The 15,648-nt window shown below is 36.4% G+C and carries 11 protein-coding genes; 10 read left to right on the top strand and 1 reads right to left on the bottom strand.

Annotated elements, in window-relative coordinates:
* Positions 1-36: 36 nt before the first annotated feature.
* The 7 genes from JNL75_09935 to JNL75_09905 all read left to right on the top strand — a co-directional run bounded on the left by JNL75_09935 (position 37) and on the right by JNL75_09905 (position 10,320).
* Positions 37-945, top strand: a complete 909-nt coding sequence (locus tag JNL75_09935) for a hypothetical protein (protein MBL7790133.1) — start codon at positions 37-39, stop codon at positions 943-945.
* Between the two features lie 190 nt (positions 946-1,135).
* Complete coding sequence (locus tag JNL75_09930) at positions 1,136-2,278, top strand: cysteine desulfurase (protein MBL7790132.1); 1,143 nt, start codon at positions 1,136-1,138, stop codon at positions 2,276-2,278.
* A 246-nt stretch (positions 2,279-2,524) separates the two neighbouring features.
* Positions 2,525-3,760 carry an insulinase family protein gene (locus tag JNL75_09925; GenBank protein MBL7790131.1) on the top strand — a complete coding sequence of 412 codons (1,236 nt, stop codon included), beginning with the start codon at positions 2,525-2,527 and terminating at the stop codon, positions 3,758-3,760.
* 165 nt (positions 3,761-3,925) lie between these two features.
* Entirely contained in the window at positions 3,926-6,406 is a 2,481-nt protein-coding gene (locus JNL75_09920) for a carboxypeptidase-like regulatory domain-containing protein (GenBank protein MBL7790130.1), read from the top strand.
* A gap of 3 nt (positions 6,407-6,409) precedes the next feature.
* Positions 6,410-7,018, top strand: coding sequence for a ribonuclease HII (locus tag JNL75_09915; protein MBL7790129.1), 609 nt, complete (start codon positions 6,410-6,412; stop codon positions 7,016-7,018).
* 3 nt (positions 7,019-7,021) lie between these two features.
* Entirely contained in the window at positions 7,022-9,025 is a 2,004-nt protein-coding gene (dnaG, locus tag JNL75_09910; protein MBL7790128.1) for a DNA primase, read from the top strand.
* Between the two features lie 47 nt (positions 9,026-9,072).
* Positions 9,073-10,320 carry a hypothetical protein gene (locus JNL75_09905; GenBank protein ID MBL7790127.1) on the top strand — a complete coding sequence of 416 codons (1,248 nt, stop codon included), beginning with the start codon at positions 9,073-9,075 and terminating at the stop codon, positions 10,318-10,320.
* A 152-nt stretch (positions 10,321-10,472) separates the two neighbouring features.
* On the opposite strand, the gene hppD is transcribed toward JNL75_09905, so the two are convergent.
* The gene (hppD, locus tag JNL75_09900) at positions 10,473-11,597 is read right to left on the bottom strand and encodes a 4-hydroxyphenylpyruvate dioxygenase (GenBank protein MBL7790126.1); all 1,125 of its coding nucleotides are present in this window, start codon (positions 11,595-11,597) and stop codon (positions 10,473-10,475) included.
* A 166-nt stretch (positions 11,598-11,763) separates the two neighbouring features.
* On the opposite strand from hppD, the gene JNL75_09895 reads away from it, so the two are divergent.
* The 3 genes from JNL75_09895 (at position 11,764) to purH (ending at position 15,540) form a co-directional block, all read left to right on the top strand.
* Positions 11,764-12,141 carry a hypothetical protein gene (locus JNL75_09895; GenBank protein ID MBL7790125.1) on the top strand — a complete coding sequence of 126 codons (378 nt, stop codon included), beginning with the start codon at positions 11,764-11,766 and terminating at the stop codon, positions 12,139-12,141.
* 67 nt (positions 12,142-12,208) lie between these two features.
* On the top strand, positions 12,209-14,011 hold the full coding sequence (locus tag JNL75_09890) for a leucine-rich repeat domain-containing protein (GenBank protein ID MBL7790124.1): 1,803 nt from the start codon (positions 12,209-12,211) through the stop codon (positions 14,009-14,011).
* Between the two features lie 32 nt (positions 14,012-14,043).
* Positions 14,044-15,540: a bifunctional phosphoribosylaminoimidazolecarboxamide formyltransferase/IMP cyclohydrolase gene (gene purH / locus JNL75_09885; GenBank protein ID MBL7790123.1), complete on the top strand. Its 1,497-nt coding sequence runs from the start codon at positions 14,044-14,046 to the stop codon at positions 15,538-15,540.
* The last annotated feature ends 108 nt before the right edge of the window (positions 15,541-15,648 follow it).

Raw genomic sequence — 15,648 nt, 5'->3', positions numbered from 1 at the left:
AAGAACTTATATTTGTATCTAGTTAAACTGCTTAGAATGAAAAATCAAGTTAAAATTCTAATACTTATAGTTTTGTACGCCACTACTTCCACCTATGCACAAAGCACAGAAATTATTGCAGGAGTTGGTTATGCATACTACTATGGTGATTTGAATGTAAAGAATTTAGGTAACTCTCCAGTTACGTTCTTAGGAGAAGGGTTGGATATGAAAAATTTTAAACTAAGTTTTTCACTCGGAGCGCGATATCACTTTCCTTCTATGTTTAGTGTAGGTTTGAATTACTATCATATGAACCTAGCTGGAGCGGACTCGGATAATGATGTCACTGATCCTAATACAGACGCTTGGGGAAGAAAAAATCGAAACTTAAGCTTTCACACAGCTGTGAATGCTGGATTTCTCGATCTTATGATAGAGCCTCTTCGAACGAGAAAGCGCTGGGATAAGAGAAAACTATTGGTTTCCCCTTTTATAGGCGGGGGTATTGGTTTCTTTCAGTTTAATCCTAAAACTAAACTCGGTGATCAAGAGGTTGATTTACAACCACTGGGTACAGAAGGTCAGGGTATGGTAGGCTATGCTCAGAAATATAGGTTGGTCGATATCATAATACCTTTAAATGCAGGGGTCAAGGTTTATATGCCTTCTCGTAAGGTTTCTATCGCCTTAGATTTTAATTATAATCATACGTTTACGGATTATATAGATGATGTTAGCGGTGTTTATGCCAATCCCTTAGATTTTCAAACTGCATATCAGTCGAGTGACCCAGCCAAATACCAGTTGGTAACTGCTTTGTCAGATAGAGGACTCTATCATGGTCATGCTGCTGGTGAGGTTAGAGGACATAGAAATTATGATTTTTTCTTAACGGGGCAAATAAAGTTTGGGTTTATTTTAGGCGGAACAGCCAGACGCTACTATGATTGCTTTAGCTTCTAGATAAAATGCCTTTGTCCATGAAAGCAAATAAAGGTGCATAGCTACCATATTTTACTTATCGTTTTCAAATATATTCAAATGATTTAGATATTGAGGGTCTTCCTTAGTCTCAGATTTATCTTTATGCTTTATTTAACTTGAATATCCAAAATTGGCTTATATTTAGTATATTTGTGATGCAATTTTACACATGACAAGAGTATTTTTTGACAATGCCGCCACTACTCCCGTGCATCCAGAAGTAGTGAAAGTAATGACCAAATGTCTATCAGAGACCTTTGGCAATCCGTCGTCTACACATTCTTACGGTCGGGAAGCCAAGGCTCAATTAGAAGAATCAAGGAGAAGTATAGCAAAAATACTAGGAGCAAAGCCTTCAGAGATTTTCTTTACATCCTGCGGCACAGAGAGTAATAATACTGTTCTACACAATGCCATTGCTTGCAAAGAAATAAATGAAATTTGGACAACTCCTATAGAGCACCCTTCCATATATCAAACAACACGATGCATTGGCGATAATATTCCTGTAAAATACCTTGACCTCAATGAAAATGGCAGTGTAAATCTTAATGCTTTTGAACACATGTTGAGTCGTGTTCAAGGTAAAGTTCTTGTCTCTGTAATGCATGCCAATAACGAAGTAGGAGTATTAAATGATTTGAAAGCTATCTCCGTTATATGCAAAAAATATGGTGCTTTGCTGCATAGCGATATGGTTCAGACTATGGGGCATTTACCTATAAATTTTCAAGAAATCGAAGTTGATTTCGCTTCGGCCTCAGCGCATAAATTCCATGGACCTAAGGGAGTTGGGTTTATGTATATCCGACAGCCCAACGCTATTCAGGCTTTTATAACAGGCGGGTCTCAAGAAAGAGGTAATCGAAGTGGTACAGAGAATTTAGGATCAATCGTAGGTATGGCTAAGGCACTAGAACTCGCCACAAAAAATCTCAGTGAAGATATTCAATATCTCGATGGTCTCCGAGCACAATTTATGAAAAAACTAAAAACGAGTTTTCCTTCTATGGGTTTCTTGACAGAAATGGAGAATAGTCTATGCACAATTGTTTCTACAATATTCCCACCTGAGTTTGATAGTGAAATGCTTTTATTTCAGCTGGATATGAAGGGAGTTGCTTGTAGCGGAGGTAGTGCCTGCAGTAGTGGAGCGGCAAAGGCTTCTCATGTGTTGGCTCATTTCTCAGTTCCTCCTAATTGCAAAGTCGTTCGATTTAGTTTTTCTAAATTCAATACCGAAGCAGAACTAGATTTCTGTATTGATAAAATAAAAGAGGTCGCGAGTGAGAAAGCAGTTGGCAGTCAATAGGCTGTGGCACTGGCAGTTTGTTCAGTGGTCAGTAGTCGTTGGTCAGTCGCAGTGAATAGGACCAAGTTTAAAGTAGAAAGTAGAAAGTTTGTTCTAACATCTATCAGCTAACTTCTAATTTCTCTATCCTAATCACATCAATAATCATTTTCAAATTAACTCATTTTCAAATTAATCTCCGCATCATCATATAGTCTCATCACCACATCGGCTAACATAAAATCATTTCTTCCAAGTTAAAAAAGAATGCATCACTTCACATTAGAAAACGGATTAAACCTTCTTGTTCATTCCAATCCTAATCTAAAAAATTCGGTCGTCAATATACTTTACAAAGTAGGCAGTGCTCAGGAATCTGCTTCTCAGACTGGTGTGGCACATTTTTTAGAGCATATGATGTTTGAGGGTTCAAAGACGTATCCAAACTTTGACGAAGCTCTTCAAGGAATGATGGCGGAAAATAATGCTTTTACCGGACAGGATTATACTTGCTATTACGAAACTTTCCCTAATAAATATTTAAAGAATATTTTGAATATAGAAATGGATCGAATGCTCTACCTCTCTATAAAGAGCTCGGCAGTAAATATACAGTCTAATGTCATTCAAGAAGAGTTTAAAGAAACTAGCCTCAACCCGCCACTAGCTGATGTCTGGCATCATTTACAGAGACTTTGTTTTAAAAATTCATATCAGTGGCCTGTCATTGGCAAGAATATAAAGCACATAGCCTCTATTGATAAAAAAATACTAATTGAATTTTATAGAAAAAATTATGGAAGCCGCAATGCCATTCTTTCTATAGTCTCTGCTTTGGATGAAAAGGCCATAGCTAAAGAGGTAAGCCAGATTTTTAAATCAAGTATTGTGCCTCAAGGAAAATTGCCATTCCTACAAGAGTCTGACCATACATCTAAAAGGAGAGGACTAAAGATTCTTAAACGAAGTAATATAGCAGTACCGAATTTCTTTTTGGCTTTTCATATAGAGGACTATGCTAGTAAGGGCTATTTGATGTCTGATATGGTCAGCGATTTGCTTACCAATGGAGAATCGTCTTTCTTGTACAAGTCTTTGATAGAAGACACTAAATTATGTACCGAAATCCAATCGTATACCACAGATAACATACAATGCAATCTGCTCATTATCGAAGGGAAATTAAGTGTAGGAAGTCGATTTGAAGACGTTTACAAACAAATTAAACTGGTGTTTGAAGACATTAAAAATAAAAAGCTGAACAAGGTAAAGTTTGAAACCTTACAAAATAAAGCCTTGACATATTGGAATTTTTATCACTACAATTCCGCCCAGTTAGCACAGAACATGGCTATTTTCTTCCAAGCAGCTGGGGTAGTGGATTTGCCTGCATTTATAGCCAAGATATATCAGAGCATTCTGAAAAGAGATTTAGAAGTTCATCTGCAGCAATTATTAGATTTTGAAAAGGCTAGTATTTTAGAATACCACATGGATAATTAGATCTAATCATTTGACTATTAGGTTAATATTAGATCATATCCACTTTTTCAAGTCGTCAATTCCTAATCGATTCTGCATTTTCAAATGCGGAATTCGGTATTAAACAAGCTATTATTCGCTAGTCTCATTATTGAATTGAGTATATTTGCGGCTTTTATATTTTGTATGAATACACTTAAGAGACGGATTTCGCTTTTTATTTTTACAGTTTGCGCGTCTATATTATTTTCTCAAACGATTGTAAAGGGTCGAGTGTTGGATGCCAAGACCAAGTCGCCCTTACCTTATTGCACAATTTATTTCGCAGGAAAAAAAGTAGGTACTAAAACGGACAATTATGGAAACTTCACTCTAAAATCAGTCAAAGAAGAGAACGTTTTCTTCGTATCCTATTTGGGTTACGAGACGAAGGAGGTGAAAATTTTTGGTTCAGATTTTAGAACAGATGTCTTGCTTTCTGAAAAATCAAGAAAAAAGCAAGCCGTAGATATCAAGGGATCCAAAAAAATAGTAAAGGATACTTTGGCTATTCGTATTATGCGCAATGTCATAAAAAATCGTGATAAAAATAGACCTAGCTCTTTTGAATCTATCAAATATGATAAGTATTCTAAGTTTGAATTATCTGTAGCGAACATAGATAGTGTCATAGGTAGTAGCTTCTTATTGAAGCCTATTAAATACTTGCTAGAATATCAATCTGTAACTCCAGATGGCGAGCGATATAGCCCTGTTCTATTAAGAGAGACCTCCGCACGAGTTTTTCAGAAGGGTAAAAAGAAACGCACGGAGATTTTAGGTATTAATGACACCAAGCTTTTCGATAACGAAAGTATATACTCATTGGTTGAGCAGTCTTTTGAAGATTATAACGTATACGATAATCAGGTAATTATAGCCAATAAATCTCTTTCTGGACCAGCTGCGAGTACAGCACTTTTGGTTTATAGATATTATGTGGAAGATAGTTTTGAGGTGGAGGGGGTTAAAAACTATGCCATGACCTTTGCTCCTATTAGTAAAGAAGATTTTGGTTTTACAGGCAAATTTGTCGTAGAAGCAGGAAGCTGGGCTATTAAAGATATACAAATGTATCTTGATAAGCGTGCCAATATCAACTGGGTTAATCATTTCGCTATATCTCAATCATTCAAAATGGTAGGTGGAAAATGGCTGAGAAATCGAGATGAAAAGGATGTGGCTCTAGCTATATCGAAAGCTAAAAAACGTATAAAGGTTCGATTTAGACAAACGGATATTCAAACCAAACATGTAGTCAATGAGGAAATTTCTGATGATATTTTTATCGGAGACGAAGTGGTACGATTGGATGGTTATAATAAACAAAATGATTCTTTCTGGTTAGCTAATCGTGCTGAAAAGTTATCTGATTTCGAAGATGGAATCTACAAACGAACAGATACATTTAGAAAATCGAAACAGTATAAAACACTATATTATTTTGGACGCGTACTCACCACAGCTTATTTCCCTATACCTCCAGCTAACTGGGAAATTGGACGTGCATACAAATTTGTCAGCTGGAATGAATATGAAGGTACTAGACTCAGATTTGGAGCAAGAATGGTTTTTGACTCTTTTAAGAAATTTAATATAGGTGGACATATAGCCTATGGTACTAAGGATAAGGTATTAAAATTCGGGATAGAAAGTTTCTTCAATTTGCCATCTAAAAACCTTCTGTTTAATCAGTTACAGGTTTCAGTGATGCATGATTATCAGCGCATGGGAGACGCTGAGTCTATTCTAGATTTTGATAATGTCATCATGTCTGTATTCAGGAAACCGGGCAATGCTATTCGGGATATTGTGCTCAAAGATCAGGTACGAATAAACTGGATAAGGGAGTGGAAACGAGGAGAAGAAACGCAATTAGGCATAGACAATACTGTTTTTCATGCTAATTCTTTCTTTGTTTTTAATGAGATTATGAGTGATGGGTCTATTGTGCCTAGAGATCGAATCAATACCTTTAGAATAAATGCCTCCTATCGTTTTGCTCCGAAAGAGCCTGTATTTCGAAACCCTTTTAGGAGAATGAGACTTAAGAGTATTCGACCTATATTCGAGGTAAATTCCTCCATTGGTATAAAAGGATTGATGAATTCAGACTATAGCTTTCTCAAGCTAAGAGCCTCAGCTAGACAACAAGTGCCATATGTTTTCGGTCAGTTTAGGTATCATGCAACTGCTGGAAAAGTAATAGGGCGCGTACCTTATATTGATATTGAACAGTTAGCTGGAAATAATGGTTTATTGAGAGATGTGAATCGATTCTTTTTAATGAATGAAGCAGAATATAGTGCAGATATGTTCGCCCAGCTTTTTGTTTCACAGCATTTTCAAGGTTATTTTTTCAATAAAATACCTTTGCTAAAAAAATTAGGATGGAGGGAAAATTTCTATTTTAAATCCGCTGTAGGTTCTATTTCAGATCAGAATAGAAATTATTTTCTACTTCCAGGACAGATGAATGCACCAGAAAATATATACATGGAAGCAGGATTTGGTATATCCAATATTTTAAAGTTTTGTGAACTCCATTGCATGTGGCGTCTGACTCAACACGATAAGCCTACGACCCGTAAATTTGGACTATTGTTCGGAGCCTTCTTTGAATTATAATCCATGTTAGCTTCTCGATTTGATTGTGAATATATACATCAAGTCGGCTGTGATGAAGCTGGAAGAGGCTGTCTTGCCGGACCGGTGGTAGCTGCGGCTGTTTTATTGCCAGCAGATTTTTCATGTGATATGCTCGACGATAGTAAGAAACTTACTGCCACGCAGCGAGAATATTTAAGAGATTTCATTATCAATCGACCAGGTGCTTATGGCATTGGGGTCGTATCACATGAAGAAATCGATCAAATCAATATACTTCAGGCTTCCTTTCTAGCTATGCATAGGGCTATTGAACAGATAAACAGACAAATGGATTTGCTGCTGATAGATGGCAATAGATTTAAACCCTATAAATCAATTCCTTACCAATGCATTGTGAAAGGCGATGGGAAATATCAAAGTATCGCCGCGGCATCTATATTAGCAAAAACGTATAGAGACCATCTTATGGTCGAACTAGATAAGCAGTTTCCAATCTATCAATGGAAAAAAAATAAAGGCTATGCAAGCGCTAGTCATATCGCTGCTATAGAAAAACAAGGTTATTCACCAATCCACAGGAAAACTTTTAAGCTTAAAAAACTCTCCAAGCAACTATATTTATCCTTTTAAAGAATGATAAAGAATAGTTCCATTCAGCAAGTCATGGACACCATGCGTGTAGATGAAGTACTAGCAGACTTCCTCAATCTCAAGCGCCGTGGAGTCAATCTTCTAGCGAACTGTCCTTTTCACGATGAGAAGACTCCATCATTTACCATCTCTCCAGCCAAGGGTATTTATAAATGTTTCGGCTGCGGTAAATCTGGAAATAGTGTCACATTTCTCATGGAACACGAAAACATTTCCTATGTAGAAGCTATACGTTACTTAGCGAAAAAATATAATATCACCCTCGAAGAGACAGTAGCTACAGGAGAAGAAATTCAGAAGACACAAGAAAAAGAGTCCCTTTTTATACTCAATGAGTTTGTTACTAAATATTTTCAGAAAAATCTTCTTGAGACTGAGATTGGCAAAACACTTGCGTTGACCTATTTCAAGGAAAGAGGATTTACTGATAAAACTATCCAAGATTTCCAGCTAGGATATTGCCTCGATATGCGTGACGAACTCTATAAAACACTCAAAAGGGAAGGTTTCAAAGAAGAGTATATCGTCCAACTCGGTTTAGCCAAAACTTATGAAGATGGGAGTTGGCGAGATTTTTTCCGTGGGCGGATAATCTTCCCCATTCACAATCTTTCTGGAAAGGTGGTCGGCTTTGGCGGACGGGTTATGGGCAATGCTGACAAGACAGCCAAATATATCAATAGTCCTGAAAATGAGATCTATCATAAAAGTCAGATACTTTATGGACTTCATTTAGCTAAAAAAGGGATACCGAAAGAAAATTACTGCATTCTCGTAGAAGGCTATACCGATGTCATTTCTTTATATCAAGCAGGGGTAGAAAATGCAGTAGCTTCCTCGGGTACAGCTTTGACGGTCGAACAGTTGAAACTTATTCGACGATTTACGGAAAACCTACATATTTTATATGACGGCGATAAGGCAGGTATCAAAGCGGCGTTAAGAGGAACAGACCTCGCTCTGGAATCCGGCCTCAATGTCAATCTTACACTACTCAAAGAAGGTCATGATCCCGATTCCTTTGTCAAAGAGTATGGAGGTCAAGCGCTCAAAGACTTTATCGAAAAACAGTCCTCGGATATTGTTACCTTCAAGGCTAAACTCTTTAAAGAAGAGGCTGGGAATGACCCCGTCAAAAGAGCGGAACTCACTAAAGATATTATTCAAACGATTAGTCTAGTTCCAGATAATATCAAGCGAAGTTTCTATGTCAAGGAGTGCGCTATTCTCATGGGAATAGAAGAGGATTTGCTAAGTCGCGAGACCCAGCGTATCGTAAATCAACGCAGAAAAAAACAACAAACAGACTCCTCTAAACTAGATAGCAATGAGGATGCTTATACTTCTAATCTCGATGAGATAGGTGAAGAGATAAAATCTTTCACAGAGAATAGCTCTAATTTATTAACCATTGAAATTGGGCTTTGTAAATTATTGCTTGAGAGTGGAAATAAGCCTATTGAATCTAATATGCAAGATGATAACCCATTTTTCGATGAGATAAGAGTTGTTGATTCAATATTCCAAGAACATTGGGAGAATTTTGTTTTTGAATCAAATGTTTGCAAGGAAATTTTTTGTTATGTGAAGTCTAATTATGACAAAGGTAAAGTTTTTCCATTAGAATATTATTTGAATCATACAAATATAGAATTGGCAAATTTTACAAGAAAAGTAAACGAGGATAGTCAAAGTTTGCTTATGGATTGGGGTAGAAAAAATAAGAAAAAGGGAGAGAAAATTGAGAAGAATAACTACGGAGAAAACTACAGAAAAGAAGTGGAACAAATAAAAGATAGAGTCAAGCAAGCTTATTTTGAAAGGTTAGGTAAAGAAATTAGATTAATTACTTTACAAGCAATAGGAGATACAAAAGAATTAACAGAGGATGCGAAAAAATGTATTCTTATTCAGCAGGAATATCTATCACAGTTTAAAGATATAGGAGTAAATTCCAATTACATTTTTCGGAAATTGATCAAGTGACGGCTAATAACTTAAAACTAAAAACTAACAACTATTAATTATACATCATGGCATTAAACTACACATGGGCACTCTTAATTCTGATAGGATTTATCGTAGCGGTTTTTCAATATATTATTACCGGAAATGGTGAAGTGTTCCAGAAAATGCTCACAGGCATTTTTGATAGTTCCAAAACCAGTTTTGAAATTTGCCTAGGCTTGGCTGGCATAATGACCTTTTGGATGGGAATTATGAATATAGGAAAAGAGGCAGGATTGCTCGATAAATTAGCTAAACTGTTGTATCCCTTTTTTAGAGCGATATATCCTAGTGTTCCAGAGGGGCATAAATCTATTAGCTCGTTGAGTATGAATTTTTCTGCCAATATGCTAGGATTAGATAATGCCGCAACACCACTAGGTCTGCAAGCAATGAAAGATCTACAAGAAATCAATCCTAAGAAAGAAACAGCCTCTGATGCTCAGTTGATGTTTTTGGTATTAAACACAGCTGGTGTAACTATCATTCCTACTTCCGTGATAGCACTCCGTCAATCAATGGCTCTAGAGCAGGGCTTGGTAAATTTTAATGGTGCTGATATTTTTATCCCTACACTGATGGTTACTTTTTTTGGCTTTCTAGTTGCATTTTTATGTGTAGCCTATTTTCAGCGTATTAGTTTATGGAAATGGCCTATTCTCACACTATTTGGAATTGGTATTGCCTTGATGATTTTGCTATCCAATATGAACTCAACCAATATGCAATCGCTAGGTTCAACGATTGGCTATATCGGGAGCTTTATTATTCTCTCTATGATTATCACTTTTATAGCCTCAGGATTTTACAAGCGGGTCAACATGTATGATGCTTTTGTAGAAGGTGGCAAAGGAGGGTTTCAGTTAGTCATTAATATAGCACCATACCTTGTCGTCATGCTATTTGCAGTAAGTGTATTCCGCACTTCAGGGTGTTTAGAGTTTCTGATGAATGGAATTCGGAATATAGTGGCAATGACAGGAATGGATACTCGATTTGTAGAAGCAGTTCCCGTAGGACTTATGAAGCCTTTGAGCGGAAGTGGAGCTCGAGGTATCTTAGTTGATGTCATGAAAGCCAATGGTGTAGAGAGTTTCGTCTCTAAAGTAGCCTGTATCGTACAAGGTGGAACGGAAACGACCTTTTATATTTTAGCAGTATATTTCGGAAGTGTAGGCATAAAAAATAGTCGTTATGCACTATTCTGCGGCTTAGTGGCTGACTTTGCAGCTTTGATTATTGCGATATTTGTAGGGTATGCTTTTTGGGGGTAGATCTAGTTTTAAGTGCTAAGTTTTAAATGTATTAAGTATCAGGTGTAGTGTATCTAAACATTGTCGAAAATGAATATACACATCGGCTGTCACTCCTTCTATTAACTAATAGCGACTGCGACTGAGAACTGCGACTTTTAAACTTTAAACTATTAAAGATTCCCTCTTCTAGCTTGCTCTCTTTCTATAGATTCGAAAAGAGCTTTGAAGTTGCCTTTTCCAAATGATTTAGCACCCCTGCGCTGAATAATCTCGAAGAAAAGAGTCGGTCTGTCTTCTAATGGTTTGGTAAAAATCTGCAACAGATATCCTTCCTCATCTCTATCAATAAGTATGTTTAATTTTCTAAGTGGCTCTAATTCTTCTTGAATCGTACCTACTCTATCTAATACGTCTTCATAATAATTATCAGGTACATATAGGAACTCCACACCTCTATTTCTAAGCTCTGTCACAGTTTCTATAATATTATCTGTGGCTATGGCTATATGCTGTACCCCAGGACCACGATAAAAATCAAGATATTCTTCGATTTGTGATTTTTTCTTGCCATCTGCGGGTTCGTTGAGTGGAAATTTTACATAACCGTTTCCGTTGGTTACCACTTTGGACATTAAGGCGGTATATTCCGTTGAAATATCTTTATCATCAAAGGTAGCGAGGAGACTGAATCCCATAACTTTTTCATAAAATTCTACCCACTCATTCATTTTGCCAAGTTCTACATTTCCTACACAGTGATCTACATATTTCAGACCTATAGGAGTAGTTTTTAATGTACTTTTCATTGCCTTATAACCTGGCATGAAAGCCCCTGTATAATTTTTTCTTTCTACAAATGTATGAATCGTATCTCCATAAGTTTTTATGGAAGCAGTAACTATTTCACCATTCTCATCCTTCATTGTTTTTGGAGGATGAACGCCTACTCCACCTCTAGCCACAGTCTCTTCATAGCTCTTTGTGGCATCATCGACCCATAGCGCTAGGACTTTGACCCCATCTCCATGCACCTTACAATGATGTGAAATCTCCGAATCTGGGTCCATTGATGTGGTTAAAACAAATCTTAGTTTATTTTGCTGAAGTACATAAGATGCACGGTCTCTAATACCTGTTTCTGGACCTGCATAAGCCACTAACTCAAATCCAAATGCTGCTTGATAAAAATAAGCTGCTTGTTTAGCGTTACCTACATAAAATTCTATATGGTCTGTACCTAAAAGAGGCAAAAAGTCTGGAGCATGCTCTACGATTTTTTGTGCCGAAGTTGTCATATTTTGAAATTTTGGTGAGCAAATTTAAGGTTATTGGTACATTTGGTGGATTATTTTTGACAATAGTCTTCGGGCTATTGTATCTTTAATTCGTATATAAAGAGGATTATTTTTTAACTTAATTAAATCCCATATTCTATCTTTGTCGTGTGTATTAAATAACATAATGAAATATAGTCTTTTATTTATAGTCGTCCTCTGGGTTTTAGGGTGTAGTAAAAGTGCCGATTCCGAAGCTCCAAAAATAGAATTTATTAAGCCTAAAGGAATGGATACATTCTCGGTAGGCATAGATAGCCTTCACCTCAATTTTAAGCTAACAGACGATGACAATCTTACTCAATATAGCTATGTAATTAAAGATACCTTCGATGTTAAATATGTGACCAATGGTAAATTTATAGATGGTAAAACTCATGTGCATAGCAGCTATGTTGTATTCGGTGGTTTCGGCGGATTGCAGAAGCTATGGCTCTATATCACGGCATATGACAGAGCCTACAATAAGACTGTTGAGGTCAGAGAATTTTATGTTCAACCATAGTTGATATCTAGCTAAAGAACTTTGATTTTTTACATCTAGTTTTGCGGTGTTTTATAATCAGACACCTATGATTAGAATAGTTTTTTGTTTTGTTTTGCTCCTTTCTGTTACTCACATCTATGGACAGCGGGGGAGTGATTTGAGTGAATTGACTCCTGCTGAGTTAAAACAAAAGCGGTATGAGGATTCTATGCAGAAAAAGCGCGAAGATTTTGCTCGTGACTTTGACACTAGAAATTATTTTCAAAAATTACGGGAGATAAAACTAAAAGCAGACACCGTTCAGCTTAATGAAACCTTAGCGTATTTTCAAGAGATTGAGCCCTTTGCAGATACGATTACTCAATTAACCATACAATCGTCTGCGCTTTCCATTTTTCCTAACTCGATTAAGAAGTTTAGAAAACTGAGAACTTTAACCTTGCGCCGATGTCCGTCTGTGCATTTAGAAGCATTGTTTAATCAGATTAAGGATTTGCCAAATTTGACAGAACTTCACATAATATTTTCAGAGAAGGCTAAATTACCAGAAAATATCGGGTTATTGAAAGGAGTAAAAAAATTAGATCTCAATGGTAATAAACTCAATGAACTTCCTCAAGGATTGGTCAACATGACCTCATTGGAGTCCATCAATTTGCATAATAATCCTACGATAGATATAGACAATGTGGGGCAGATTTTAGCCAACGTACCTAAACTTAAATCTGTTAAACTTAGTGGGTGTAAGCTTGAGGCTTTAGGAGAGTCTTTCGGCAAATTAAATCAAATAGAGGAGCTGGATCTCAACCTGAATTCTATAGTAAATCTACCTGCTAACCTTGAAGGTATGAAAAAACTTCGAAGTATAAATCTCTCAAGGAATAGCAAGTTAAATAGTATTCAGATTTATTCCACAATGGCGCAGATTCCAAATCTAGAAGAGTTGGATTTATCCGATTGTGGTCTTTCGGAATTAAGCCCAGGAATAGGTACTATGACAAAATTGAAAAAACTAATTTTAACTAATAATCCAATAAAGAAAATAGCCTCTGAAATCGGAAATCTATCACAATTGGAGGAGTTTTATTTAAGCGCTGGTCAGTCGCAGAAGGACAGAATTCCACTGACTGAACTTCCTAATTCTATAGGAAGCTGTATGAAGTTGAAAAAAATGGATTTGAGGGGTTGTCAATTAAATGCATTGCCTAGTAGATTTTCACTTTTAGAAAGTATTACCTACCTAGATTTGAGTTGGAATCAGCTAGTTAATTTTCCAGATGTTATAAAAACGCTGCCTATATTATCTTATCTCGATTTAAGTCATAATAAGATTAGCGAAATCCCAAGTGATTTAGGTTTGCTAGCTTTATCCTTAGAGACTTTTTATATAGAGGCAGATTTTTATTCTCCATATAAGGAAAAGATAAATAAAATTCCGCCATCGCTCGCTCGTTGTAAAAATCTAAAAAGATTATCCCTCAAAGATCAGGTTTACGAGTCATTGCCAGATAGGTTCTGGTTTGATCTCACAAAACTCGAAGAATTAAATTTAATGGGAGCGCTTTTACAAGAAATACCAGATGCTATTGAAAACCTTACTGAGTTGCGAGTCTTAAACTTCAAGTCTAATGAAATAAAACGGATTTCTCCTTCTCTGGCTAAATTGAAGAAGTTAGAAGATTTCAATATTAGTTATAACCCAGGTATAAATGCTGGTGAATTACTACAATATATTCAAGCGATGACTCAGCTTAAATTTGTGGATATAAGTTATAATGATATTAAACGTGAACTACTAGAACCAATAGCTTCACAGATGAAGCAAACAAAATTTGTAAAACTGGAGACCAAAGATTCTCCAGCATACGAGAGACCAAAGGGAAGATAGAAAAATTTACTCACTTATATTTCGACCTTATAATGTCACATTCAAAGAAACAAATTCAGAAAGCAATTCTATCAGTCTACTATAAAGATGGACTTGACAAACTGGTCAAACTTTTGTACAGTCAAGGCGTAGAGTTATACTCTACTGGGGGTACCTACCAGTTTATAAAAGATTTAGGGCTGCCATGTGTTCAAGTTGAAAGTTTGACAGGCTTCCCAGAAATTTTAGGAGGTCGCGTCAAAACACTGCACCCTGCAATTTTTGGTGGATTATTGGCCCGAAGAGATTTAGATGCTGATGTGAAGACCATGCATGAGCATCAGCTACCTTTTTTTGATTTAATGATTTGCAATCTTTATCCATTTGAGGAGTACTTAAAAAATAATGCTAATGAAAGCGAATTGATTGAAAAGATTGATATTGGTGGAGTTACGCTTATTCGTGCGGCAGCTAAAAATTTCAATGATGTGGTATGTATTGCTCAACCTTGTGATTATGAAAAATTGCATCAAATTATAGAGAAATCTAATGGCAGTACAACCATAGAAGAACGCAAATTTTTTGCAGCGAATGCCTTTGATACTATCGCTCATTATGATAGAACCATAGCGAACTATTTCTTAAATATTGAGTCTAACCCTTTAAGGTATGGAGAAAATCCTCATCAACAGGGTTGGTTTCAGGGTGATTTTGATGATTTGTTCGAGAAGTTGAATGGCAAGGAAGTTAGCTACAATAATATCCTAGATATCGATGCTGCATGCAGACTGATACAAGATTTTTCAGAACCGACTTTTGCTATTATGAAACACAATAACTCTTGTGGATTGGCCAGTCGAAAAACTATACAACAAGCCTATGAAGCAGCCTTTGCATGCGACCCAAAGAGTGCTTTCGGTGGAGTATTAATAGCCAATCGGGAGTTAGATGAAGCGACCGCAGAGTCTATGAATTCCTTGTTTTTTGAAATAATAATTGCTCCTGAATTTTCTGAAAAAGCTTTAGAAATTCTAAAATCAAAGAAAAATAGAATTATTTTGAAGCAAAAGCAGAATCCAAGTTATAATTTGAAAATAAAATCCGCACTAAATGGACAACTCGTACAGGAGGACGATAAAAGTGTGGAGACAAGAAATGATTGGAAATTGGTTACAGAATCAGCGCCGAATGAGGAAACAAAATTGGATTTAGAATTCGGCATCATAGCTGTGAAACACCTAAAGTCAAATGGTATAGCACTCGTTAAAAACCAGCAACTAATCGGAATGGGCTGTGGACAGGTGTCGCGAATTGATGCACTGGAGCATGCTATAAAAAAGTCAATAGAGTTTGGTTTTGATCTCAATGGTGCTATTATGGCGAGTGATGCATTTTTTCCATTTGCAGACTGCGTAGAAATAGCCCATAGGGCTGGAATCATTGCTGTAGCGCAGCCAGGAGGGAGTATGAAGGATCAAGATAGTATAGATTATTGTAATGCAAATAAGTTAGCAATGGTCTTAACTGGAGTGCGCCACTTTAATCACTAGGATATCTAGTTTAAAGTAGAAAGGTAATATTAAACTTTACCTAATCAGTATCTTTCAGCTTTATACTTTCAACTTTTATCTAAGGGTTAGGGTTAAAAAACGATAAAT

The sequence above is a fragment of the Chitinophagales bacterium genome, assembly GCA_016787225.1.
In the GTDB taxonomy this organism is placed as follows: domain Bacteria; phylum Bacteroidota; class Bacteroidia; order Chitinophagales; family JADJOU01; genus CHPMRC01.
The sequence above is the reverse complement of the archived record's forward strand: the minus strand, read 5'-3'. Positions and strand labels throughout refer to the sequence as shown.